Annotated in this window: 17 protein-coding genes; 4 read left to right on the top strand and 13 right to left on the bottom strand. The window is 62.3% G+C overall.

Annotated elements, in window-relative coordinates; genetic code table 11:
- The 10 genes from EI171_RS30175 to EI171_RS45895 all read right to left on the bottom strand — a co-directional run bounded on the left by EI171_RS30175 (window position 1) and on the right by EI171_RS45895 (window position 8,172).
- Complete coding sequence (locus EI171_RS30175) at window positions 1-306, bottom strand: HPr family phosphocarrier protein (protein WP_049832360.1); 306 nt, start codon at window positions 304-306, stop codon at window positions 1-3.
- Between the two features lie 25 nt (window positions 307-331).
- Window positions 332-724 (bottom strand): dihydroxyacetone kinase phosphoryl donor subunit DhaM, encoded by a 393-nt coding sequence (gene dhaM / locus EI171_RS30180; protein WP_011086355.1) that lies wholly within the window; start codon window positions 722-724, stop codon window positions 332-334.
- Entirely contained in the window at window positions 721-1,344 is a 624-nt protein-coding gene (dhaL, locus tag EI171_RS30185; protein WP_028170684.1) for a dihydroxyacetone kinase subunit DhaL, read from the bottom strand. Before dhaL ends, dhaM begins: the two co-directional genes overlap by 4 nt.
- 12 nt (window positions 1,345-1,356) lie before the next feature.
- Window positions 1,357-2,385 carry an ABC transporter ATP-binding protein gene (locus EI171_RS30190; RefSeq protein WP_161535488.1) on the bottom strand — a complete coding sequence of 343 codons (1,029 nt, stop codon included), beginning with the start codon at window positions 2,383-2,385 and terminating at the stop codon, window positions 1,357-1,359.
- Window positions 2,378-3,475 (bottom strand): ABC transporter ATP-binding protein, encoded by a 1,098-nt coding sequence (locus tag EI171_RS30195; protein ID WP_028170682.1) that lies wholly within the window; start codon window positions 3,473-3,475, stop codon window positions 2,378-2,380. The genes EI171_RS30190 and EI171_RS30195 overlap by 8 nt, the downstream gene beginning before the upstream one ends.
- Before the next feature lie 10 nt (window positions 3,476-3,485).
- Window positions 3,486-3,686 (bottom strand): hypothetical protein, encoded by a 201-nt coding sequence (locus EI171_RS30200; protein WP_011086351.1) that lies wholly within the window; start codon window positions 3,684-3,686, stop codon window positions 3,486-3,488.
- Complete coding sequence (locus EI171_RS30205; protein ID WP_060911452.1) at window positions 3,683-4,660, bottom strand: carbohydrate ABC transporter permease; 978 nt, start codon at window positions 4,658-4,660, stop codon at window positions 3,683-3,685. Before EI171_RS30205 ends, EI171_RS30200 begins: the two co-directional genes overlap by 4 nt.
- Window positions 4,657-5,631, bottom strand: coding sequence for a carbohydrate ABC transporter permease (locus tag EI171_RS30210; protein ID WP_011086349.1), 975 nt, complete (start codon window positions 5,629-5,631; stop codon window positions 4,657-4,659). The genes EI171_RS30205 and EI171_RS30210 overlap by 4 nt, the downstream gene beginning before the upstream one ends.
- 69 nt (window positions 5,632-5,700) lie before the next feature.
- Window positions 5,701-7,059, bottom strand: a complete 1,359-nt coding sequence (locus EI171_RS30215; protein ID WP_028170679.1) for an ABC transporter substrate-binding protein — start codon at window positions 7,057-7,059, stop codon at window positions 5,701-5,703.
- A gap of 894 nt (window positions 7,060-7,953) precedes the next feature.
- On the bottom strand, window positions 7,954-8,172 hold the full coding sequence (locus tag EI171_RS45895; RefSeq protein WP_028170678.1) for a hypothetical protein: 219 nt from the start codon (window positions 8,170-8,172) through the stop codon (window positions 7,954-7,956).
- A gap of 1,092 nt (window positions 8,173-9,264) precedes the next feature.
- On the opposite strand from EI171_RS45895, the gene EI171_RS30225 reads away from it, so the two are divergent.
- On the top strand, window positions 9,265-19,680 hold the full coding sequence (locus EI171_RS30225; protein WP_161535489.1) for a VCBS domain-containing protein: 10,416 nt from the start codon (window positions 9,265-9,267) through the stop codon (window positions 19,678-19,680).
- A gap of 354 nt (window positions 19,681-20,034) precedes the next feature.
- Here the strand turns inward: EI171_RS30225 and EI171_RS30230 are convergent, their stop codons facing one another.
- From EI171_RS30230 to EI171_RS30240, 3 genes are all read right to left on the bottom strand, one after another.
- Window positions 20,035-20,532 (bottom strand): GNAT family N-acetyltransferase, encoded by a 498-nt coding sequence (locus tag EI171_RS30230; RefSeq protein WP_038965933.1) that lies wholly within the window; start codon window positions 20,530-20,532, stop codon window positions 20,035-20,037.
- A gap of 137 nt (window positions 20,533-20,669) precedes the next feature.
- Window positions 20,670-21,167, bottom strand: a complete 498-nt coding sequence (locus EI171_RS30235; RefSeq protein ID WP_161535490.1) for an SH3 domain-containing protein — start codon at window positions 21,165-21,167, stop codon at window positions 20,670-20,672.
- Window positions 21,168-21,366: 199 nt separating this feature from the next.
- A complete protein-coding gene (locus tag EI171_RS30240) occupies window positions 21,367-21,855 on the bottom strand; it encodes a DUF2147 domain-containing protein (RefSeq protein ID WP_161535491.1) in 489 nt (162 codons plus the stop codon).
- A 216-nt stretch (window positions 21,856-22,071) separates the two neighbouring features.
- Between EI171_RS30240 and EI171_RS30245 the strand changes: the two genes are divergently transcribed.
- The 3 genes from EI171_RS30245 to EI171_RS30255 all read left to right on the top strand — a co-directional run bounded on the left by EI171_RS30245 (window position 22,072) and on the right by EI171_RS30255 (window position 24,549).
- Window positions 22,072-22,758 carry a response regulator gene (locus tag EI171_RS30245; RefSeq protein ID WP_161535492.1) on the top strand — a complete coding sequence of 229 codons (687 nt, stop codon included), beginning with the start codon at window positions 22,072-22,074 and terminating at the stop codon, window positions 22,756-22,758.
- Window positions 22,755-23,855 carry an ATP-binding protein gene (locus tag EI171_RS30250; protein ID WP_011086340.1) on the top strand — a complete coding sequence of 367 codons (1,101 nt, stop codon included), beginning with the start codon at window positions 22,755-22,757 and terminating at the stop codon, window positions 23,853-23,855. Before EI171_RS30245 ends, EI171_RS30250 begins: the two co-directional genes overlap by 4 nt.
- Window positions 23,856-23,991: 136 nt before the next feature.
- Window positions 23,992-24,549: a cytochrome b gene (locus tag EI171_RS30255; protein WP_011086339.1), complete on the top strand. Its 558-nt coding sequence runs from the start codon at window positions 23,992-23,994 to the stop codon at window positions 24,547-24,549.
- Window positions 24,550-24,673: the final 124 nt, after the last annotated feature.

The following is a 24,673-nucleotide window of genomic DNA, read 5'->3' on the forward strand; positions in this document are numbered from 1 at the left end:
CTAAGCCCCGTCCGGAAAATCGGTTGCGATCAGGTCGACCAGCGCCGCAACGGCGGCTTCCGCATCACTGCCGGACGCCCTGATCTCGATCGTGCTGCCGTGGGCCGCACGCATCGCCATGATCTTGACCACGCTCTTGGCATTGATCCACTCGGCCGCGCCTGCGACCCGCACGGAAATCTGGGCCTGGAACTTCTTGGCGAGCTTGGTCAGCTTGACCGCGGGGCGCGCGTGCATGCCAACCGCGTGCACCAGCCGCACATTTCCGGTGAAAATCTGTCCGTCCGCTTTGTCCAGCATGCTCATCTTCCATCATCGCTTCGCCGACGTCTCAGTCGGCAGAGAGTTCCTCGGCCACGGCCTTGACCTGGGCCAGTGAGCTGCCGCCTGCGGCCTCGGTTGCCGCCATCACGGCGCCCTCGACGATCGGCGCGTTGCATACGACAACGAGATCGCGCCGCGCAGGCTCCAGCATCTCGACCGCCATTTCGCTGTTGGTTTCGGCACCGCCGAGGTCGACGAGGATTGCGACGCCCTTGGCAGACCAGGCATCATTAATGGCGTCGATGATCAGGGAGACGCTGGTGCCCAATCCGCCGTCGGGATTGCCGCCGCAAAAAGCCACCTTGACCTCGCTGCCGACCATCTGCCGCACCATGTCGGCGGTGCCCTTGGCGATGTCCTTCGAGTGCGAGACGATCACAATACCCACAGTGTCGGTCATTGCTGTCCCTCCAGGCTCGCGCAGACCGCCTGCACGAGTACGCAGCTCGAGCGGGCGCCGGGGTCGACGTGCCCGACGCTGCGTGGCCCGAGGAACGACGCCCGCCCCTTGGTGGCCTGCATCGGCGCGGTCCGCTCGACCGCCTCGGCAGCGGTGGTCCGGACGCGCGCGATTAGATCCGGCTGGCCGGCCGCCGTCTTCAGCGTTTCCAGGACGGGAACAAGCACGTCGAGCATCGTCTTCTCACCGGCCTGCGAGCGGCCACGCGCGCTCACCGCGTTCACGCCACTGCCGAAAACGTCCGCGAGGTCGTCCGGCAAGTGTTTGTCGTGCGAGAGCGCTTCGCCGGCGGCGAGGAAGAAGCTCCCGTAAAGCGGCCCGGACGCGCCGCCGACCGTCATCACCAGGGTCTTGCCGATCATCTTCAGCGCCTCGTCGAGCGGTTGCGCGGAGATCGCATCGAGCTTGCCCAGAACCGCTTCGAATCCGCGCTTCATGTTGATTCCGTGGTCACCATCGCCGATCGCCTGATCCAGGCTCGTCAGCTCCGGCGCACTGGCGATGACCTGCTCTGCGGCCACCTTGATCAACGACTTGAACGTCCCGGGTTGCAGCGACATCGACATGATCCTCTAGTGAATCATCGCGGGGATGCGTCGCCCCGCGCGATCGAAACAGAGCGGATGTACCAGGTGCAATTCGACCTCCTGACCGGCCTTTAGCGGCTGCTGATGCGGATCCGCAAGCGTCACCAGCACTTCGCCTTTATAGTCCAGATGAACGTGATTCTGTTCGCCGAGGTGCTCGACCCGGTGGACGCGGCCGACCATCCGTCCGCCATTGCGCGCACCGACCTTCAGATGCTCGGTACGGATGCCGACGGTCTCCGTTTCCGGCGGCACCGACACGTCGGACAAGAGACGTGCCGGAAGGAAATTGATCTGCGGCGTACCGAGACGCGAGGCGACATAGGAGCTGGAGGGGCTTTCGTAGATCTCCCGCGGCGTGCCGAGCTGAAGGAGCTGGCCATCCTTGATCACGCCGATCCGGGAGGCCATGGTCATAGCCTCGACCTGGTCGTGGGTCACGTAAAGGATAGTCGCGCCAAGCTCGAGCTGGATCCGCTTGAGCTCGAGACGCAGCTCCGAACGGAGCTTCGCATCCAGCGACGAGAGCGGCTCGTCCATCAGGTAGATCGCGGGATCTCGAACCAATGCGCGGCCGATCGCCACCCGCTGCATCTCACCGCCGGACAGGCGGGTTGCACGGTTGTTCAGCTTGCTTGCGATATGCAGCAGCTCCGCCGTCTGTTCGACACGCTTGCGGATGATGGGCTCGGGCACGCGCCGCGCGGGCGAGCGTAGCGGGAATGCCAGATTGTCATAGACAGTGAGATGCGGATACAGCGAGTACTGCTGGAAGACGAAGGCGATATCGCGCGATCCCGGCGGATCATGCGTCACGTCATGGCCGTTAATCATGACCGAACCGGTGTCGGGGCTCTCGAGCCCGGTGATCAGCCGCAGCGTCGTGGTCTTGCCGGCGCCGCTCGGCCCAAGCAGGACCAGGAATTCCCCGTCATTGATCGCCAGCGAGAGCTCGCGCACCGCCTCTATTGTGCCGAAGCGCTTGCTGATGTTGCGCAGACTGACGTCAGCCATGGCGCGGGCTCCCCTCATTGGCGGTCCGGATCGCCATGCCACTGCCAACATCGAACAACGCCAGTCGTTCGGAATGGAATTCGAGACCGACCGTCTCGCCGATCCGCACCGACGCGCTGGAGGGCAGCCGGGCAGCGACGCGTCCATGCGCCGTGTCGACCGTGACGATCTGCGTCGTGCCGAGATATTCTGCGCCGAACACCTCGCCGCGGACGGGTGCTGCATCGGCGAAACGGATATGCTCCGGGCGTATCCCGAGCGCCAGCGGGGCGCTCGCGCGATCCTCGCGGATCTCAGGGACCGCGATGCTGGCATCATGGAAGGCGATGGCCCGATCTCCGGATCGTAGGCCGCCCTCAAAGCGCAAGAAGTTCATCGACGGCGAGCCGATGAAATCGGCCACGAACATGCTCGCGGGCCGGTCATAGATCTCCTGCGGCGAGCCGATCTGTTCGACGCGCCCCTTGTTCATGACGGCAATCCGGTCCGCCATTGACATCGCCTCGAGCTGGTCATGTGTCACGTAGACCGTAGTTGCACCAATGCGATCATGGAGGTCGCGAAGCTCGCCGCACATCAGATGCCGAAACTCGGCGTCGAGCGCCCCGAGCGGCTCGTCCATCAGGAAGGCCTTGGGCCGCCGGACCATAGCGCGCCCCAGCGCCACGCGCTGGCGGTCGCCACCCGACAGCTTTGACGTCTTGCTCGACAGGAGACGCTCGATCCGCAGGAGCCGCGCCGTCTCCTGCACGCGCTCGCGGACCGCACGCCGGCCCATGCCCTGGCACCTCAGGGGAAAGCCGATATTGTCGGCAACATTCATGTGCGGATAGAGCGCGAAAAGCTGGAAGACGAAGGCGATGTCGCGGGCCGCGGCACGGCGGAACGTCACGTCCTCGCCGTCGAGCAGGACCTTGCCCTCGGTCGGCAGCTCGAGGCCCGCAATCATGCGCAGCGTGGTCGTCTTGCCACAGCCGGAGGGCCCGAGCATCGCGAAAAAGGTGCCGTCGTCGATCGTGAAGTTCGAGCCTTGCACGGCCGTGAACTGATCGAACGACTTGCGCAGGTTTTCGACGCGAATTTGTGCCATGTTGACCGCCCTATTCCGGAAAATGGCTCACGATCACGTAGCCGACCGTGCCGATGAGGATCGTCACGAAGGAATAGCTGTACAGATCAATCGTCCAGGGCTGCACCAGCATGATGATGCCGCCTCCGATCAGGGTCATCGCGCCGGCCTCCCAAGGCCCACGACGGAACCAGCGAGACACTCCGCCCTTGGCAACCGCAGAACCGCTCATTTGCGCACAGCTCCGAATGTGATGCCGCGCAACAGGTGTTTGCGCAACAACACGGTGAACAGGACGATCGGGACAACGAACAGCGTGGTCGCGGCAGCCACCGCCGGCCAATCCTGCCCGCCCTCGCCGATGATGAATGGGATGAATGGCGGCATGGTCTGCGCTTCGCCGCTCGTCAGGAGAACCGCGAAGGCGTATTCGTTCCACGAGAAGATCAGGCAGAAGATCGCGGTTGCCGCAATTCCCGTGACGGCCTGCGGCAATACCACCTTGCGCAGGGCCTGGAGTCGCGTGTAGCCGTCGACGAGAGCGGCCTCCTCATACTCGCGCGGGATCTCGTCGATGAACCCCTTGAGCAGCCAGACCGCGAGCGAGACGTTCACGGCGGTGTAGAGCAGGATCATTCCGAGCCTGGTGTCGGTCAGATTGAGCTGGCGGTACATCAAATAGATCGGGATCGCGACCGCGACCGGCGGCATCATTCGCGTCGAGAGGATGAAGAACAGCAGATCGTCAGCTAGGGGAATGCGAAAGCGCGAAAAAGCGTAGGCCGCGAGCGTGCCCAGAAACACGGCCAGGAACGTCGAGCCGAACCCGATGATCAGCGAGTTCACGAAGCGCGGCACGACCTTCGATGGTCCGGCAATGACCATGTCCCGCTGGCGCACGAGCTTGTCATACCACGTCTCCGGCGGCGGCAGCTTGGCGATGAAGTCCGGCGTCTGGCGGGTGCGCACGGTGAAAAGGTTGACATAGCCTTCGAGGGTCGGCTCGAAGAGCACCTTGGGCGGATAGGCGATGGCGTCGCTCTGCGACTTGAATGCGGTAGCGACGATCCAGAGTAGCGGCAGGATCGTGATCACGGCATAGAGAATGACGAGGCCACCTGCCACGGCCTTCGAACGCGGCGAGGCTTCGACGATGGAATGAGCGGTGGACTTGGCCAGGACTGACTTGGCGAGTGCAGCGGTCATCGTTGCTTCACCTTGTTGAGCGCTTTGACGTAGATGTTGGCGGCACCGAACACGGTCACGAACAGGATGATGGCGAGCGCAGAGGAATAGCCGGTGCGCCATTTCTCGAATGCCGCGCGCTTCAGCGTGATCGACACGAGCTCCGTGGTCGATCCCGGGCCTCCCGACGTCAGGAGGTTGACCATGTCGAACATCTTGAAGTTCTCGATTGCGCGGAACAGCACGGCGAGCATCAGGAACGGCACCGTCATCGGCAGCGTGATCGACCAGAATTGCCGCCACGGCGAGGCGCGATCGACCTCGGCCGCCTCATAGATGTAGTGGGGAATGGAGCGAAGCCCGGCGAGGCAGATCAGCATGACGTAAGGCGCCCACATCCAGGTGTCGACCAGTACGATGGTCCAGGACGCGAGCGAGACCTGTCCGGTCATGCTGAACGAGCTCGGCGGCACCCCCGTGAACAGGCTGATCACGTAGTTGAAGGGCCCGATCTGCGGCTGTAGCAGCAGCGTCCAGAAGTTGCCGACCACCGCCGGCGACAACATCATCGGCAGCAGGATGATCGTGGTCCAGAAGCTGTGACCGCGAAACTGGCGGTTGATCAACAGCGCCAGGCCATAGCCGATGACCACCTGTAGTGCCACAGACCAAATCACGAATTGCGCCGTGGTCTGGAGCCGGAACCAGACGTCCTCGTCGGTGAGGATGTCGGTGAAATTGTCGAGCCCGACGAACCGCAGCGGCAGATAGGACATGCTGAGGTTGAGGCTGGTGAAGGACAGCCGGATCATCCACACCAGCGGAAAGATGTTGATCGCCAGCAACAGCGCGATCGTCGGCGCAACGAACAGCCACGCAATGGTGCGGTCGGAAAGGCCGCGCACGCGCCGTGCGTCGCGAGATTTGGCGGGCTCGCTCATGCCGGCAATCGTAGCATCATCAGGTTGAAGGATCGTCGTCATCTGGTCCATCGGCTGGCTGGTTCGGTTTCCCCGGGGGCCCCCCCGGGGAAACCGGTTCAGTTGATGCGAGCGCCGCGCCTATTGCGACGCGACCTGCTTGCCCTGCTCCTTGAAGACCTTGGTCCAATCCTTGACCAGGAGATCGAGCGCCTGCTGCGCGGTACCCTTGTCGGCGACGACGTAATCGTGCACCCGCTTCTGCATGTCGAGTAGCAGTTGCGCGTAGGACGGCTCGGCCCAGAAGTCCTTCACGATTCCCATCGACTCCAAGAATTGCGGCGCGAACGCCGCGCTCTTCGGGAAGTCGGGCGCATCGACCACCGCTTTCAGGGCCGAGTAGCCGCCGAGCTGCCACCATTTCTGCTGCACAGCGGGCTGCGCGAACCATTTGATATAGGCGAGCGCGTCGTCCTTGCGGTCGGAGGTCGCCACCACGGAGATGCCCTGTCCACCAAGCTGCGTGAAGTGTCCATTCGGGCCGGCCGGATTGACGAAGAATCCGATCTTGTCGCCGCCGACATTCGGATCCTTGTAGAGGCCGGGGAAGAAGGCGAACCAGTTCATCTGCATCGCCACCTGGCCGGACTTGAAGGCATCGAGCCCCTCCTGCATGTAGGCGTTGGTCATGCCCGGCGCGGTGCAGCACTTGTAAAGTTCCTTGTAGAACTCGAGCCCCTTGGCCGCCTCGGGTGAATTGACGACGCCCTGCATCTGATACGGCTTCTTTGGATTGTCGTAGCTGAAGCCGTAATTGTAGAGCACGTTGGTCACGCCCATGGTGATGCCTTCCGAGCCGCGCTCGGTGAAGATATAGGCGCCATAGACCTTCTTGCCGTCGATCTCGCGGCCCTGGAAGAACTCCGCAATCTGCTTCAACTCGTCATAGGTTTTCGGCGGCGCCAGGTCGCGGCCGTACTTTGCCGTAAAGGCGGACTGAATCTCGGGCCGCGAGAACCAATCCTTGCGGTAGGTCCAGCCTACCGCATCGGCCATAGCCGGCAGCGCCCAATAGTTCGGCGAGTTCTTCGGCCACTGCGAGTAGCCGACGACCGTCGCCGGGACGAAGTCGTCCATCGATATCTTCTCCTTGTCGAAGAAATCGTTGAGCTTGACGTACCACTTGTTCTCGGCGGAGCCGCCGATCCACTGGCTATCGCCGATGATCAGGTCGCAGAGCTTGCCTTGGGAGTTGAGCTCGTTGAGGAAGCGATCGGCATAGCTCGTCCACGGGACGAACTCGTATTTCATCTCAATGCCGGATTGCTTGGTAAAGTCCTTGCCGAGCTCGACCAGCGCATTGGCCGGATCCCATGCCGCCCAGCACAGCGTAAGCTGCTTGCCCTGAGCTGCGGCTTCGCCTCCGCCAAATATCCCCAGCAGCGCCGTCCCGAGGACCGTGGTTGCCGCCGAGCTTCTTAGCCAATTGAATGTCCGCATATCCGTTTCCTCTCTCGTTGAAGCATCCAACCCGCTCGGCGCTCCCTGCCGGAACGACGCCAAGATCCTGAAACCGAGTTTGAGGAGCGATGAGTGGAGAACGAGACGAACCATTTCCGGAAACGGGTCCGGAAGGGCTTGGGCTCCTCCCACACATCGGCTCGATGCGTGATGTTTAGTTTTTTTGTAGGACTAAACGTATTACTAAATTTTGGAAGCCGTCAAGCCGGTTTGTCGCTAGCCTGGCGAAAAGATTCGCGACGTTCGCGCGCGCAAGCGGGATGTTCGCAGCGCAGCAAAATGCCTGGATTTTGTCAAAAGCTTCGATTGCCGATCTGGCGCCGCGGAGCAATCCAGCCCGCCTGGATAACCGGCGAGCCAGAAGTTGGCCATCGCCAAGCATGTTTAGCAAAGGGCTTTACTGAACGTTCAACAAAGCGATTAAGAGCGTGAGCAGTCTCCTCATCGGCCGAAGTCTGCCATCGCCGCGGACCACACCTGTTTCGCCCCAGAAACGACCTCGCCAAAGCGCAGCTAACGCGATCGAACTCAAGCATGGGTGCAGCGAGTTCGACCAGCGGGGCTGCACGGAGCGAGATGAGAGGGTGGCGCCTCATGTTTCCAGCAACTGGTGCTGATCGTCAGCACTCACCTATCTCCCCTGCCCTCGGAAACAATGGGCATGCTCATCCGCCGACCCGAGGCAGCCCAATCTCATCTCACGAGGTCTGCTCACATTGGCTGTGTCGAGATTTTTCTTGATCTCCCGGTGCATACGCCGCCTTCCAAGCAATTGAAGAACTTGAACTCTCGCTCCAATCGATCATGGGCCGATTTGAGCTAGGTACAGCAACACACTAGCAACTTGTCAGGCTTGGCTCGATTTGTGCCAAGTTAGGCAACTGATCGCATGACGGCCTGTTTCGGCCGCGGTGCGACGGACCGAGTGGCGAATGAAGCCGGCGCATGAAGTCGGCCGTTGCCGTCCTCGGGAGACACCGGCGCGTCGCTGTGCCTCGCCGAGATGTTGACGATCTCCAGCGAGGTGTCGCGGTACATATCGGCGAAAACCGACAGCGTAGTTTCGACCTTGAGCCAGCGGTCCTGCCGCACCGCGCCTGCTGCGGCCCTGCTGCGCCTCGATGACGCCGTCGGCTGAAAGCAGCTCGACGGCCTGCCGGATCGTGACGCGTGACACGCCGAACTCCGCGGCCAGCTCCTCGTTGACCGGGAAGCGAAAGCCTTGGGGCCGGATGCCATGCTTAGACTGAGCAAGACTAAGAAGCCGGCACTTAGTCTTGCTGACCCCGGGCGGCAAAGAAGCGCCAATTAACGATCTGCGAAGTCATCGATAATGTGCCGCAGGTGCGGTCGATCAGCATGCGCAACCGTAGTGTTACGTGGTCCCGACGGAGTACCCCTCTTGGGCCGTTGCCCCGACCGAGATTCCTAGCGAGCATCGCGATGTACGAGAAGCAGGAGCTGCGCGATTGCTCGTCTCACATTTCAAACGAATCGCCGACGCGGGGATGCGCACAGCGTTTTCCAGCCAGATTGGGATTCTTACGCTGATCCATACGTGCGAACGCCCCTGTGCCGCGGGCGACTGTCGGGTTCGATCTCTGAAGGGACCTTACTAAAGCAAGAAACGTTATTGGAAAATCATAAGCCGTGCGCGGTCGTCAGGAGGCCGAGCACGAACGGGGCAGGAGTTAATGGCGTCGGGATCTTTTCACAACAGGCCAGAGTTTCTTCTGGCGGCGGCGCGTAGGCGCTGAACGGGCGCTCATTGCCGGCGCTCTCCTGTGAGTTGCTCTTCGAATGCGATTGCACCTGCTCTGCATCGGCAGAGTGGAGTGTGTTGTGAGCAGCGCCTTATTCACCTCGACGTCTTTACGAGCCGCCGGCTGGTCTGAAACTAATTCTCGCCTCAAGGACAATTCGAGTTCATCTCGACCATCGGATCTTTCGGTCGAGCTGTCTATGGCAGTTGCGATTGCCTCCCGGGTGACGGCGGCTCCGGTGATCGATTCAACCGATCTGCAGACCTCGTCGAGCGACGGCGCACCTTCGCAATCTCCTCGTCAGGACACGACTGCCGAGTTCTGGGCCGCTTCAAGGTCGCCCGAATCCGTCACGTTGCTCACCCGTGTTCGGGTTGCTCCCAAATGACTTTCATATTCTACGCGTTTTGAGGTCGAAGACATGGCTACTCAGGCAACCGGCGGCGGCAGCACCACTTCATTCTCCAACACACTTCAAGCGACGAACGATATTTTTACGAGTGGCCTGACCGCCGCCGGTGTATCCATTTCGCTGACGGAGGATAACCTTCAGCCTGTCTTTTTCGATGTCATGGGAAATGACCTTGGGGGCAATGCCAAGACCCTCTTTTCCATCGACAACGGCATTAATAACAGCGGCGCCATGAGCGGCTATAGTGCGGCTGATTTGCTGACTCAGGATACCGCGCGCGTCGAAGCCACCAGCAGCGATACAAGCTTGAATGGCGCAAAAATCTGGATCACGGCGGATGGTAAAGTCGGGTATGACGCGTCAGCATTAAGCGCTCAAGTCGCTGCCCTGTCAGCAGGGGATTTTTTTACAGATTCATTCATTTACGCTATCCGACTTGGCAATGGGACGCTGAGCTGGGCGACCGCCACAGTGAGAATTGCCGGGGTCAACGATGGCCCCGTTGCAGCGGCCGACACAAGTGCGGTGAAGGAAGACACCGCGCCGAATTCAGTCAGCGGCAACGTACTCATCAACGATACCGACGCCGATACGCACGACAGTCATAGCGTCACGGCCATCAACGGCTCTGCCACCAAGGTCGGTGCTGATGTGGTCGGCACCTACGGCACGCTGCACCTCAACTCCGATGGCACGTACACCTATACGCTCAACAATGCCCAGGCCAATGTGCAAGCGTTAGCGGCAGACCAGCTGGTTTACGACACTTTCAGCTACACCAATTCCGACAATCATGGCGGCTCGTGCACTGCCAACCTGACCATCACGGTTACCGGCACCAATGATGCGCCGGTGATCACCTCGTCGGCGCAGAGCGGCCTGGCGGCGGAGTGGGCGGATTTGTCGGCGGCCGAAGGGTCCAACACGCCGCATACCGCCTCCGGCGCGGTGACCTTCACCGACGTCGACACGCTCGACAGCCACACTGCGAGCTTCGCTCCCCAGGGCGGCGGCTATCTCGGCAGCTTCACGCTCAATACCACCAACCACGATACCGGCAATGGCGGCTCGATCGGCTGGAGCTTCTCGGTTGCCGACGGCGCCATCGATTATCTGCAGGCCGGCCAAACCCTGACCCAGAAATACGACGTGACGATCTCGGATGGCCACGGTGGCACCGCGGTGCAGACCGTGACAGTGACGATTGTCGGCACCAACGATGCGCCGGCGATTATCTCGTCGGCGCAGAGCGGCCTGGCGACGGAGTGTGCGGATATGTCGGCGGCCGAGGCGGCCAACACACCGCATACCGCCTCCGGCGCCGTGGCCTTCACCGACGTCGACACGCTCGACAGCCATACCGCGAGCTTCGCGCCGCAGGGCGGCGGCTACCTCGGCAGTTTCACGCTCGATACCACCAACCACGACACCGGCAATGGCGGCGCGATCGGCTGGAGCTTCTCGATCGCCGACGGCGCCGTCGATTATCTGCAGGCTGGCCAAACGCTGACTCAGAAGTACGACGTGACGATCTCGGACGGCCACGGTGGCACCGCGGTGCAGACCGTGACAGTGACGATTGTCGGCACCAATGACGCCCCGGTGATCACCAGCGCCACGCAGTCCGGCACCGTGTCGGAAGGCGACGACCTCCCGGCCGCAGCGCACACCGCAACCGGCCACGTCACCTTCTCCGACGTCGATGCCAGCGACACCCACACCCACTCGGTCAGCGTCGCTGCCGCCCACGGCACCGCCACCGTCGATCCCGACGGCACCTGGCATTACACCGTGCTCGACAGCGGCGCCGTCGACGCGCTCGCCGCCGGCGAGCATCTCGCCGACAGCTTTACGGTCGAGGTCGACGACCACCATGGCGGTCTCGCCACCCAGGTCGTGTCGATCGACATCACCGGCACCAATGACGCGCCGATGATCACCAGCGCTGCGCAGTCCGGCACCGTGTCCGAAGGCGACGACCTCCCGGCCGCAGCGCAGACCGCCACCGGCCAGGTCAGCTTCTCCGACGTCGATGCCAGCGACACCCACACGCTCTCGGTCAGCGTCGCCGCCGCCCATGGCACCGCCACCGTCGACCCCGATGGCACCTGGCATTACACCGTGCTCGACAGCGGCGCCGTCGACGCGCTCGCCGCCGGCGAGCATCTCGCCGACAGCTTTACGGTCGAGGTCGACGACCACCATGGCGGTCTCGCCACCCAGGTCGTGTCGATCGACATCACCGGCACCAATGACGCGCCGATGATCACCAGCGCTGCGCAGTCCGGCACCGCGTCCGAAGGCGACGACCTCCCGGCCGTGGCCCAGACCGCCACCGGCCAGGTCAGCTTCTCCGACGTCGATGCTAGCGACACCCACACGCTGTCGGTCAGCGTCGCCGCCGCCCACGGCACCGCCACCGTCGATCCCGACGGCACCTGGCATTACACTGTGCTCGACAGCGGCGCGGTCGATGCGCTCGCCGTCGGCGAGCATCTCGCCGACAGTTTTACGGTCGAGGTCGACGACCACCATGGCGGTCTCGCCACGCAGCAGGTCACGATCGACATCACCGGCACCAACGATGCGCCGGTCATCACCTCGTCGGCGCAGTCCGGCACTGTGTCGGAAGGCGACGACCTCCCGGCCGCGGCCCAGACCGCCATCGGCCAGGTCAGCTTCTCCGACGTCGATGCCAGCGACACCCACACGCTCTCGGTCAGCGTCGCCGCCGCCCATGGCACCGCCACCGTCGACCCCGATGGCACCTGGCATTACACCGTGCTCGACAGCGGCGCCGTCGACGCGCTCGCCGCCGGCGAGCATCTCGCCGACAGCTTTACGGTCGAGGTCGACGACCACCATGGCGGCCTCGCCACCCAGCAGGTCACGATCGACATCACCGGCACCAACGATGCGCCGGTCGCGGTGGCCGACACCAACAGCGGTCTGGAAGACAGCACCATCACCGGCACCGTCGCGAGCAATGACAGCGACATCGATGACGGCGCCACTCTGAGCTACAGCCTCGATGCGGCAGTCGCCGGCCTGACGCTGAACCCGGACGGCAGCTACAGCCTCGATGCCGGCAACGCGGCCTACCAGCATCTGGCGCAGGGCGCCACCACCGACGTGGTGGCGAACTACACGGTCACCGACGAGCACGGCGCGACCTCGAACTCGTCGCTGACCATCACGCTGAGCGGCACCAACGACGCCCCGGTCGCGGTGGCGGACACCGACAGCGGCCTGGAAGACAGCACCATCACCGGCACCGTCGCGAGCAATGACAGCGACGTCGATGACGGCGCCATTCTGAGCTACAGCCTCGATGCGGCGGTGACCGGCCTGGCACTGAACCCGGACGGCAGCTACAGCCTCGATGCCGGCAATGCCGCCTACCAGCATCTGGCGCAGGGCGCCACCACCGACGTGGTGGCGAACTACACCGTCACCGACGAGCACGGCGCGACCTCGAACTCGTCGCTGACCATCACGCTGAGCGGCACCAACGACGCCCCGGTCGCGGTGGCGGACACCGACAGCGGCCTGGAAGACAGCACCATCACCGGCACCGTCGCGAGCAATGACAGCGACGTCGATGACGGCGCGGTCCTGACCTACGCGCAGACCAGCGCGGTCGCCGGCCTGGCACTGAACCCGGACGGCAGCTACAGCCTCGATGCCGGCAACGCGGCCTACCAGCATCTGGCGCAGGGCGCCACCACCGACGTGGTGGCGAACTACACCGTCACCGACGAGCACGGCGCGACCTCGAACTCGTCGCTGACCATCACGCTGACCGGCACCAACGACGCCCCGGTCGCGGTGGCGGATACCAACAGCGGTCTGGAAGACAGCACCATCACCGGCACGGTCGCGAGCAACGACAGCGACGTCGATGACGGCGCCACTCTGAGCTACAGCCTCGATGCGGCAGTCGCCGGCCTGACGCTGAACCCGGACGGCAGCTACAGCCTCGATGCCGGCAATGCGGCCTACCAGCACCTGGCGCAGGGCGCCACCACCGACGTGGTGGCGAACTACACCGTCACCGACGAGCACGGCGCGACCTCGAACTCGACGCTGACCATCACGCTGACCGGCACCAACGACGCCCCGGTCGCGGTGGCGGATACCAACAGCGGTCTGGAAGACAGCACCATCACCGGCACGGTCGCGAGCAACGACAGCGACGTCGATGACGGCGCCACTCTGAGCTACAGCCTCGATGCGGCAGTCGCCGGCCTGACGCTGAACCCGGACGGCAGCTACAGCCTCGATGCCGGCAATGCGGCCTACCAGCACCTGGCGCAGGGCGCCACCACCGACGTGGTAGCGAACTACACCGTCACCGACGAGCACGGCGCGACCTCGAGCTCGACGCTGACCATCACGCTGACCGGCACCAACGATGCTCCGGTCGCGGTAGCCGATACCAACAGCGGCAGTGAGGACAGCACCATCACCGGCACCGTCGCGAGCAATGACAGCGACATCGATGACGGCGCGGTCCTGACCTACGCGCAGACCAGCGCGGTCGCCGGCCTGACGATCAACGCGGACGGCAGCTACAGCCTCGATGCCGGCAACGCGGCCTACCAGCATCTGGCGCAGGGCGCCACCACCGACGTGGTGGCGAACTACACGGTCACGGACGAGCACGGCGCGACCTCGAACTCGTCGCTGACCATCACGCTGAGCGGCACCAACGACGCCCCGGTCGCGGTGGCGGACACCGACAGCGGCCTGGAAGACAGCACCATCACCGGCACGGTCGCGAGCAATGACAGCGACGTCGATGACGGCGCGATCCTGACCTACGCGCAGACCAGCGCGGTCGCCGGCCTGACGATCAACGCGGACGGCAGCTACAGCTTCGATGCCGCCAATGCGGCCTACCAGCATCTGGCGCAGGGCGCCACCACCGACGTGGTGGCGAACTACACCGTCACCGACGAGCACGGCGCGACCTCGAGCTCGACGCTGACCATCACGCTGACCGGCACCAACGACGCCCCGGTTGCGGTGGCGGATACCAACAGCGGCCTGGAAGACAGCACCATCACCGGCACGGTCGCGAGCAACGACAGCGACGTCGATGATGGCGCCACTCTGAGCTACAGCCTCGATGCGGCGGTGGCTGGCCTGACGCTGAACCCGGACGGCAGCTACAGCCTTGACGCGGCCAATGCCGCCTACCAGCACCTGGCGCAGGGCGCCACCACCGACGTGGTGGCGAACTACACCGTCACCGACGAGCACGGCGCCAGCGCCCCCTCGACGCTGACCATCACGCTGACCGGCACCAACGACGCCCCGGTGCTGAACGCCAATGGTGGATCGCTGCCTTACACCGAGAACCAGGCGGCGACGGCGATCGACACCGTACTGACGGCGTCGGATGTCGATAGTGCGAATCTGACCGGGGCGACGGTGTCGATCACGGCCAACTTCACGTCCGGCCAGGATGTGCTCGGCTTCAGCAATCAGAACGGCATCACAGGCAGCTACAACGCATCGACCGGCGTGCTGACGCTGACCGGTTCTGCGACTGTCGCCCAGTACCAGGCGGCGCTGGAGTCGGTGACATACTTCAATTCGAGCGACAACCCGTCGGGTACGACCCGCACCATCAGCTATCAGGTTGATGACGGCCAGACGGCAAACCACGCCAGCAACATTGTGACTTCGACAGTGGCGGTGACGCCGGTCAACGATGCGCCAGTGGTCGTCGCTGGTCATACGCTGAACTACACGGAAAACCAGGCCGCCACCGCGATCGACCCGGCGCTGACGCTGTCCGACGTCGACAGTGTCAATCTGTCCTCGGCGACGGTGCAGATCACCGGCAACTACGTCACCGGCCAGGACGTGCTGGGCTTCACCAACCAGAACGGCATCACCGGATCGTTCAACGCGGCGACCGGGACGCTCACCTTGACCGGTTCATCCAGCGTCGCGACCTACCAGACCGCGCTGGACTCGGTGACCTACCTCAACACCAGTGACAACCCGTCGGGCGTGGCCCGCACGGTCACCATCATCACCAATGACGGGACCGCCAACAGCGTGGCCGTGACCGACGCGATCAACATGACGCCGGTCAATGATGCGCCGGTGGGCGTCGCTGGTCATACGCTGAACTACACGGAAAACCAGGCCGCCACCGCGATCGACCCGGCGCTGACGCTGTCCGACGTCGACAATGCCAATCTGGCCTCGGCGACGGTGCAGATCACCGGCAACTACGTCAACGGCCAGGATGTGCTGGGCTTTACCAACCAGAACGGCATCACCGGATCGTTCAACGCGGCGACCGGGACGCTCACCTTGACCGGTTCATCCAGCGTCGCGACCTACCAGACCGCGCTGGACTCGGTGACCTACCTCAACACCAGTGACAACCCGTCGGGCGTGGCCCGCACGGTCACCATCATCACCAATGACGGGACCGCCAACAGCGTGGCCGTGACCGACGCGATCAACGTGACGCCGGTCAATGATGCGCCGGTGGGCGTCGCTGGTCATACGCTGAACTACACGGAAAACCAGGCCGCCACCGCGATCGACCCGGCGCTGACGCTGTCCGACGTCGACAATGCCAATCTGGCCTCGGCGACGGTGCAGATCACCGGCAACTACGTCAACGGCCAGGATGTGCTGGGCTTTACCAACCAGAACGGCATCACCGGATCGTTCAACGCGGCGACTGGGACGCTCACCTTGACCGGTTCATCCAGCGTCGCGAACTACCAGACCGCGCTGGACTCGGTGACCTACCTCAACACCAGCGATAACCCGTCGGGCCTGGCCCGCACGGTCACCATCATCACCAATGACGGGACCGCCAACAGCGTGGCCGTGACCGACACGATCAATGTGACGCCGGTCAACGATGCGCCGGTGGGCGTCAACGACACCGGCTCGGCCACCGACGCGGGCGGCACCGGCAATGGCACCGCGGGCTCGAACGCGACCGGCAACGTGCTGACCAACGATACAGACGTCGACAACACCAACGCATCTCTGGTGGTATCGGCGATCCGCACTGGGGCGGTCGAAGGCTCCGGCACGGCCGGCACGCTAGGCTCCAGCCTAGTGGGTGCACACGGCACGCTGACGCTCAACGCCAACGGCTCCTACACCTATGTTGTGAATGACAGCGACTCGGCGGTGCAGGCGCTCAACAGCGGCCAGACCATTACCGACAGCTTCAATTATGCCGTAAAGGACCCGGGCAATCTCACCGACACCGCGGTGCTCACGGTCACCATCAACGGCGCCAACGATGCGCCGGTGAATACGGTGCCCGGTACGCAGGAGGTGGTACAAAATACCAACGTGACATTCAATGGCGCCAAACTCATCTCAATCTCGGACGTTGACGTAGGCGCTGGGACCGAGACAGTGACGCTGTCGGTCGCGCACGGCACGCTGACGCTATCGGGCACCACCGGCCTCTCGTTCACCACCGGCGACGGTACGACCGACGCGACCATGACCTTCTCCGGCACGGCGGCGAACATCAACAACGCCTTGAATGGTCTTCTCTACAATCCAACCGACACTTTCGTCGGCGCCGATACTTTGACGATCACGACGACGGATCAGGGTGGATTGAGCGATAGCGACACCGTTACCATCAATCAGGACAGCCCTAACCCGGGTACGCTGACGACGAGTTCGACCGACGTCATCTTCTACGCCAGCGGCACGAACACGGTAAATGCAACCAATCTGACCTTGAACGGTACAGATAGCATCACCGGCGGAACCGGCACGGACACGCTCATCGTCACCGGCGGCTCCCCTGGACCATTCACATTTGGGAATGGCGTGGGAAACCTCTTTCTCACAAATTTTGAAGTTTTCAAACTGGTCGACACCAACAGCGGAAATCATACCGACAACGTAACGTTCCTTTCGACTTTCCAAAATAATGGGGCACTGACCGTCGACGCGACTGGTATCGGTGGCAATGGAAAGCTCAATTTGGATGCAAGCGCAGTCACGTCCGGAGCTTTCATTGTTATCGGCGGAGACAGTGACGACACTCTCAAGACTGGTTCCGGCGACGACACCCTCACCGGCGGCTTGGGTAACGACACCCTTACCGGTGGTGCTGGCAACGACACGTTCAACGTCAATTCTGGCACTGACAGCGTCACCGATCTTTCAGGGAATGATGTCCTTGTCATAAGCGCAGGGGCCACGGCCAACGCTACCGTCACTGCAGCCTTTACGGCCACGTCATCGACCAGCAACGCTGGTACGGCAAACCTGAGCAGCAACGGCTTTGCCGTTGACTTGAGCGCGGCGACCGGCGCCAACGGCTTTACAGTCACCAACACCGGCGCAGCGGCGGCCATCACCGGTTCAGCACAGAATGACACGCTGATCGGCGGCTCCGGAAATGACACGCTTGCCGGCGGCTCCGGCGCCGACAGCATTACTGGAGGCAGCGGCGCTGATACAATGACCGGCGGAGCCGGTAGCGACACGTTTGTCATTAACAGCGGACAATCTCTCGGCACCGTTGGGGGCTCCGGGGATGCCGGCACGATTTCCGGCTATGACGCGATCAACGACTTCGCCACGACCGGCACCAACGACATCCTTGATCTGCCGGTCACCAACGTGACGGCCAATACTGCCGGCACTAACGGTACTGACTCCACGTTGACCATTTCCGGTCAGACGGTGAAATCGCATGCCATCACGAACGGCGTCATCACATTCGATGATGCCAATGCCTTTGCGTCAGCACTAACCCTGACGTCCACCGCTAACGTCGCAGCCGTCGTACAGTACCTTCACAACAACGATATAGCCACCGGCACCGGCGCAGCGGTTGCTTTTGTCGCGAACATCGCCGGAACTGCCCATAGCTATGTCTTTGAGCAGGTCGGCACAACTCCGAACGCCGCTAACGACATCCTGGTCGATCTCGTAGGGGTCACCCTGACCAACATCAGTCAGGCACATCTCGCTCCCGCAGGCATTGCCGGCGAAGCCATCAACCTTGGACTGACAAACCCGGTGGATCACGTTGGCACGGTCAGCGTCAGCGTCAGTGGCATTCCGGCGGGTTGGACGCTGAGCGAGGGCACCGACAACGGCGATGGGACCTGGTCGGTGCAGACAAACGATGTCACCGCACTCACTATCACCACGCTTGATGATTACGCGGGCGCGGTGTCGCTGCATATATCGCAAACTTGGACGGATTCTACGGGCGGCACCGGGTTGGCCATGATCGCCGACAACGTCGAAGCCTATGGACAAGGCTCCCCAATCTTCGCGCTCTCAGGCGACGACAACCTGACCGGCTCCACCGGCGACGACTTGTTCGTGTTCTCCCAGCCGATCGGGCATGACGTGATCTACAGCTTCGACGCTGCCTCGGATCAGATCGATCTGATCGGCTACGCCAACTTCACCGGTTTTGGCGACATCCAGGCGCACATGGCCAACGATGCTGCCGGGGATGCAGTGATCACGCTCGCCGATGGCCAGTCGATCACACTGAACGGGGTCGATGCGTCTTCGCTCACTGCTGATGACTTCGTCTTCGATCACACGCCGGTCACCGAGAATCCAGGCCACATGGTGATCAGCGACGGGGCGATCCTGCCGCTATCCGGCATCATCGACAACACCGGCACCATTGAGTTGAACTCAACCGGAAACGAGGCCGATCTGCAGTTGATCGAGCTTGGCATCACCCTGCATGGCGGCGGCCATGTTGAACTTACCGACAGCAGCGAGAACGTGATCACCGGAACGGTCGCGGACGTCACGCTCACGAACGTCGACAACACCATCGCCGGCGCGGGACACCTTGGGGATGGAGTGATGACCCTCGTCAATGAGGGTACCATTATCGCTACCGGCACCAATTCTCTCGACATTGATACCGGGACCAACGCCATCACCAACTCCGGAACCTTCGAGGCAACCGGCGCCGGCGGGCTTGTCATCCACAGCGATGTCATCAATACGGGCGTGTTGTGGGCCAACGACGGCGACGTCACGATCGACGGCAACGTCAGCGGCAACGGTTCAGCGCTGATCAGTGGGACCGCGACGTTGGCGTTTGCACATGCTTCGGCGGAAAATACCACGTTTGCTGCAGGCGCAACCGGAACCCTCATCCTTGGCGATTCCTTCAACTTCTCAGGGACCGTGTCCGGGATGACCGCAGACGATCATATTGATCTTCTCGACTTCAACTTCGCTAGCGCGCCGACGCTGAACTACACCCCCAACGCGGACAGCAGCGGCGGGACTCTGAGCATCACCGACGGAGCCCATACCGCCAACATCGCTTTGTTGGGTACGTTTGATCCCACCGGCTTCCAGATCGAGGCGGACAAGACGACCGGAACGTTGGTCAGCTACCACGATTTCCATCTGGCCTAAAGGCGGGTTAATCGCGATCTTCGATGGAGCGCATCCTCATCGCGTATATTCGGAGCGTAATGCCAACTATTCGCCCTGGCAGTAAGTCCGCTGCTTACTTCAACCAGTTCCGCACGGTGTCCACGTCCAAGACAATGCCGTGCTTGGCGAGGTCGTCGGCAATTTCCTGCGGCACGGTGCGGCGGCCTAGTTTTGGATCAAGTTTGTAGCTAGGACGGAGAAGAATGGCCGCTCGAAATGGAGCGCAATATCGATCGCAACGGAGCGTCCAAGCCACGCGTGGTCCGGAACGTTCGCACGGGCGCGCTTCACGAAGGCAACGTCTTTCTTCCTTCCGGTGCGGCGCTGGCCGCTCTAAAAGTCGTCGAAATCTCGCCCTTTGTCGTCGTGCAGCATCGGACCGTAGATGCTTTCTTCGGAGCCCGGGATATCGATCGCGTCGAGGTGCTTTCGGTAAAATGCCAAGGGCCCAACGCCACCGATGACCGCATAGGCATATTCCGCCTCACGCATGCCGCGCAGGGTGGTGAAGAGGAGCGCCTCGCCAATGCCCTGCCCACGAGCAGCCTTCGCTACTCCCGTCGGACCAAAGAAGCCGCGCATGGAGCAGTCGGCGCAGGCGAAGCCCAGCAACTCGTTATGCCGCACAGCGATCCAGACCATGACCGGGGAGCGCGTGAAGGCGCGTGTCGCTTCGCTCACCCAGGGATTGTAGAAATGCCTCTCAATCCAGGGAAGCACGATATGCGCCTCCGCAGCCATCGCGCGACGAACCGTGATCCCGTGGGAAGCGATCTTCTCCTCGGTCCGAACGTCGGGAAGATCGTAGAGGCGGACGAGGAGGTCACTCATGGATGGGCCTTTCATTGAATGAATGACGGGTGGTTGCACGCCGATGAGACCCAGGAGATCGATCAGTTACGGACATACCTTCCGGTCCGATTCATGAGTACGCGCTCCAGATGACGATGATGGGCGTATCGAGCCGCCTAGTGGTTGTCCGGCGCGGGCTCATTTTCGGGGTCGACATGGTCATCATCCCAATTGTCGCGCCAACCGGGCGGATTGCCGTCGTCCTCCCAGCGATGGTCGTTCCAACGGTCGGCTTCGCCGTAGAAGCCATAGTCACGATAGTAGTCACGCCAATAGCTGCTGAGGTTAAACGTTACGACGGAGATTTCCGCCTGCGCCGCGCAGGCAGGAACGTAGACGCGGCGCGCTTCGTGAACGAACTGAACATGCGCTCCCGACGCCCAGCCGCGAACACCAGATGCGCTCACGTCGCACCAAGTATAGCGTGCCAGGCATCCGTGAATCGTCAGCGATGAACCGGCCATCAACCTCCCGACCGCTTGAAATCGAACACTCGGTCCGGACCGCACGTTGAGATTCACGCCGGAATATCCGTCGTTTGTTCCGGCATGGCCCTCGCCAGCAAAGGCGATCAGGAGCAGCGTGGTTGCATAGACAATGGGGCGATTTTTCATAGTTTCTCCAATGGAAAGTATCGAAGTGGCACGCCAGGTGGGCTGCGGCCCGGCCACCGTCTCGCTCCCTGCGCATTGCCTCGCGGCTGTTGACGCAGAGTCGAGGCCAAGTTGGGATTTGGTGGAGGACTTCACGCTGAAGCCACTGTTGTGGAAGACGTCGCAGGCGATGATGCGACCTCACATCTAAATGCCGGGGCTATCGCGCAGCCCGAGTCCATATTTCGCTCCCACACAACGAACCGGCGCACCCCCGCACTTCCAGTCGTGCTGCATCAAGCAGGGTAACTGTGCTGGCGTAGCTCTTGCCGTCATCCGCGTTATAGACTCGCCCCGACCATGAGTTCGATGTGGAGGGCAGCATATCGAGGAAGAGCTGAAGCCCCACGATGCGATGCGTTCTGAGAGACGGATCCGGGTTCTTGTCGTCTGTCTGAGGTTTGCCTGTTGCGCTATCGATCGGCTGCTTCAGCCACACGACCTTGCCGCATATTGCCGCGCCGCAGGGCTTCACCACCACCTTGGCGTCGCCCGCCTGAGTCAGCCAGGCTCCAAAGGGACCGGTTCTCGGCATGGTGCGTCCTGCCGCGACGTCGCGCGCGAAAACGAGCGCAATAGCGAAGACGAGCGTAATAGCCAAAACCACCGGAAGTCCGTAAATGGCGGTGCGAACAGGGTCGATGCGCATGCGAAATGGTCCTTACAGAGCGTCGCGGCGATCCAAGAGCGGCTTCGGCTTCCACCAGCCCGCCGGGCAGGGCCGGTATGCCGCGTCATCGCTGGCAACGGTCGATCGACCATGGAGAATTGATGGAGACTTGGTGGAGAAGGCCTGTAATAGGTCGACGGGACTCTCACCCTATGCCAAGAGACCCCATCCAGTGACGCCTGACCTCGTGTTCCGATGAACGCCCTTATCCTCATTGCCGAAGATGAACCGCAGATCTGCGAAATTCTCGACGCCTATCTAACGCGTGAGGGCTTCCGCACGGTCCGCGCCGGCGATGGCCGAGCCGCACTCGACCTGCACCTTGCGCTGAAACCAGACCTCATCCTTCTCGACGTGACGATGCCCCGCCTCGACGGATGGGAGGTGTTGGCCGAGATCCGCCGCCGGGGCGATACACCCGTCATTATGATCACTGCGCTCGACCAGGATATCGATCGATTGCAGGGACTGCGCATCGGGGCTGACGACTATGTCGTGAAGCCGTTCAATCCGGTCGAAGTGGTTGCTCGCACCAAAGCGGTATTGCGGCGGGCTGGCCGGTCAAGCGCCGGCGGCATGCTGCGCGTCGATTGCGTTGCTATTGATCTCGATGGCCACATGGTAAAGGTCGAAGTGGATGGAACGGCACAACCACTGCCGGTCACACTGACCGAATTTCGTCTCCTGGCTCACATGGCGCGAACACCGACCAAAGCCTTCACGCGAAGTGAACTGGTCGATGCTTGCCTACCCGGCAGCGACGCCCTCGAGCGGACGGTGGACAGCCATATCAGCAATCTTCGCAAAAAGCTGGACGCGGCCGGCGCGCCTGGCATGCTGTCCGGTGTTCGCGGCATCGGCTATCGTTTGGCCGCGATATGAAGCGGTATCGCCTAAGTCAGCAGATCATCGTCTCAATGAGCGTCGTGGCGACCATCGCGATGCTGATCGTCTTCGTCGGTTCATTCGTCTTCTATGGAATTTATCTAAGCTATTTTCCGCCACCACCCGGGCCGCCTCCCCTTTTGCCAGAAGCGCCGGACTTGGTGATGATCGCAGTCTTCCTTCTTGTCGGACTGGCCCTTGCGATCGTTGTCGCGCTCCGGCTGACGAAACGAATCCTGGCTCCGCTGAACTCCTTGGCGGAAACCGCGCGCAAAATAGCTGCAGGAGACCTGTCAGCGCGCGCGTCCCCCGGCGATCGGTCGCTCGGCGAGACGGCTCATCTGGTAGCCGATTTCAACGCGATGGCACAGAGGCTGCAAGATAACGCAGACGACATGATCGCTTGGAATGCCGCGATCGCACACGAGCTCAGAACGCCCCTCACGATCCTGAAGGGCCGGCTACAGGGCATCGCCGACGGCGTTTTCACGCCCGATGAAGCGTCAATCGGAAATCTGCTGCTGCAGATCGACGGGCTCTCGCGGCTCGTCGACGATTTGCGTACAGTCACGCTGGCCGATAGCGGGCGCCTGGATCTTGGGAGAGGGCCGGTCGCGCTCGCCGCGGAAATTCAAAACGTCGCCGACCTGCTGGAGCCCGTGCTCGCAAACGCCGGATTCTCGCTCGAACTCACGCTGGCAGATTTGGTCGCTCTCGGCGACGGGATTCGCATTCGCCAGGCGTTGCTCGCCCTTCTCGATAATGTTCAACGCTACGCGAAGCCCGGCCGTATCGAACTCTCGACTCTGAAGTCTGGCAACTCCGCCATCATTCGCGTCGAGGATGACGGTCCCGGAATGCCGCCGGAGTTTGCCAAGCGGGCATTCGATCCGTTCGCACGTGGCGCCCTATCGCGCTCGCCACGTTATGGCGGATCTGGGCTGGGCCTATCCATCGTTCGCGCCATCGCCGAGGCACATGGCGGACGTGTCGCGTATCGGACATCCTCACGCGGAGGCGCCATTTTTGAGATCACACTTCCGCTTGAGGACCATGAATCCAATGTTGCACCCGACGCGTCGATTCAAACCTAACATGTCTCGCGCACCAAGCGGGAAGAACCGACTTCACGGATGTTCACCCCCCTACCGACATTACCTGAACCGCACCTTCGTGGATGCCCGTTGCCCGATGTGCATTCTAGACCGTTCCCGGCAAGGAGTCTAAAGCATGATTCACGACGTTGACCCAACGAACGATAAGTATCCGGCGGCACTGCGGATCCTGCACTGGGTGCGCGCCCTGCTGACCTTGGGCCTCATCGCGGCCGGCTGGATGATGACCGTGCTGGCTGATACTGTCACGGAGAAATTCACCCTGCTTTATCCCTGGCACAAATCCTTCGGTGTGCTGGTGTTCCTGATCGTTCTTGCGCAGCTTGCGATCCGCGCGATGTCACGCCTGCCCGGACCGGCGCCGCTCCCCGCCCAGGAGAGACTCCTGTCGCAGGCCGTGCACGTCGCGATGTACGCGCTGCTGCTGCTTGTCCCGCTAATGGGCTATGCGATGTCCAGCTCTTTCACCGACAGCGACGGGGTGTTCTTCTTCGGCATCCACCTTCCTGAACTTCTGCCGAAGGATGATGATCGATTCAGACTGTTCCAGTTTTTGCACAAGACCCTCGCCTACAGCCTGCTGGCTCTGGTCATATTGCACGTCGCCGGTGCGTTGAAGCACCGCTATTTCGACAAGGACCGGCGCACCGACGTTCTCCCACGCATCATCTAATCCGGTTGCCGACACTGCGCCGAAATTGCATCTTCAAACCCGCTTTCGGTCCTTCACAGTCGGCAGTTCATCGCGGATGTCGGCAACGCTCCGCGGACCAGTGACCGGACGGTGATCTTGGTCC

Origin of the sequence: Bradyrhizobium sp. LCT2 (assembly GCF_009931255.1) — a bacterium.
Classification (GTDB): Bacteria; Pseudomonadota; Alphaproteobacteria; order Rhizobiales; family Xanthobacteraceae; genus Bradyrhizobium; species Bradyrhizobium diazoefficiens.

What these genes read in the sequence shown, in the direction of transcription:
- EI171_RS30175 (WP_049832360.1), bottom strand. Translation starts at nt 306, where the DNA reads ATGAGCATGCTGGACAAAGCGGACGGACAGATTTTCACCGGAAATGTG.
- dhaM (WP_011086355.1), bottom strand. Translation starts at nt 724, where the DNA reads ATGACCGACACTGTGGGTATTGTGATCGTCTCGCACTCGAAGGACATC.
- dhaL (WP_028170684.1), bottom strand. Translation starts at nt 1,344, where the DNA reads ATGTCGCTGCAACCCGGGACGTTCAAGTCGTTGATCAAGGTGGCCGCA.
- EI171_RS30190 (WP_161535488.1), bottom strand. Translation starts at nt 2,385, where the DNA reads ATGGCTGACGTCAGTCTGCGCAACATCAGCAAGCGCTTCGGCACAATA.
- EI171_RS30195 (WP_028170682.1), bottom strand. Translation starts at nt 3,475, where the DNA reads ATGGCACAAATTCGCGTCGAAAACCTGCGCAAGTCGTTCGATCAGTTC.
- EI171_RS30200 (WP_011086351.1), bottom strand. Translation starts at nt 3,686, where the DNA reads ATGAGCGGTTCTGCGGTTGCCAAGGGCGGAGTGTCTCGCTGGTTCCGT.
- EI171_RS30205 (WP_060911452.1), bottom strand. Translation starts at nt 4,660, where the DNA reads ATGACCGCTGCACTCGCCAAGTCAGTCCTGGCCAAGTCCACCGCTCAT.
- EI171_RS30210 (WP_011086349.1), bottom strand. Translation starts at nt 5,631, where the DNA reads ATGGACCAGATGACGACGATCCTTCAACCTGATGATGCTACGATTGCC.
- EI171_RS30215 (WP_028170679.1), bottom strand. Translation starts at nt 7,059, where the DNA reads ATGCGGACATTCAATTGGCTAAGAAGCTCGGCGGCAACCACGGTCCTC.
- EI171_RS30225 (WP_161535489.1), top strand. Translation starts at nt 9,265, where the DNA reads ATGGCTACTCAGGCAACCGGCGGCGGCAGCACCACTTCATTCTCCAAC.
- EI171_RS30230 (WP_038965933.1), bottom strand. Translation starts at nt 20,532, where the DNA reads ATGAGTGACCTCCTCGTCCGCCTCTACGATCTTCCCGACGTTCGGACC.
- EI171_RS30235 (WP_161535490.1), bottom strand. Translation starts at nt 21,167, where the DNA reads ATGAAAAATCGCCCCATTGTCTATGCAACCACGCTGCTCCTGATCGCC.
- EI171_RS30240 (WP_161535491.1), bottom strand. Translation starts at nt 21,855, where the DNA reads ATGCGCATCGACCCTGTTCGCACCGCCATTTACGGACTTCCGGTGGTT.
- EI171_RS30245 (WP_161535492.1), top strand. Translation starts at nt 22,072, where the DNA reads ATGAACGCCCTTATCCTCATTGCCGAAGATGAACCGCAGATCTGCGAA.
- EI171_RS30250 (WP_011086340.1), top strand. Translation starts at nt 22,755, where the DNA reads ATGAAGCGGTATCGCCTAAGTCAGCAGATCATCGTCTCAATGAGCGTC.
- EI171_RS30255 (WP_011086339.1), top strand. Translation starts at nt 23,992, where the DNA reads ATGATTCACGACGTTGACCCAACGAACGATAAGTATCCGGCGGCACTG.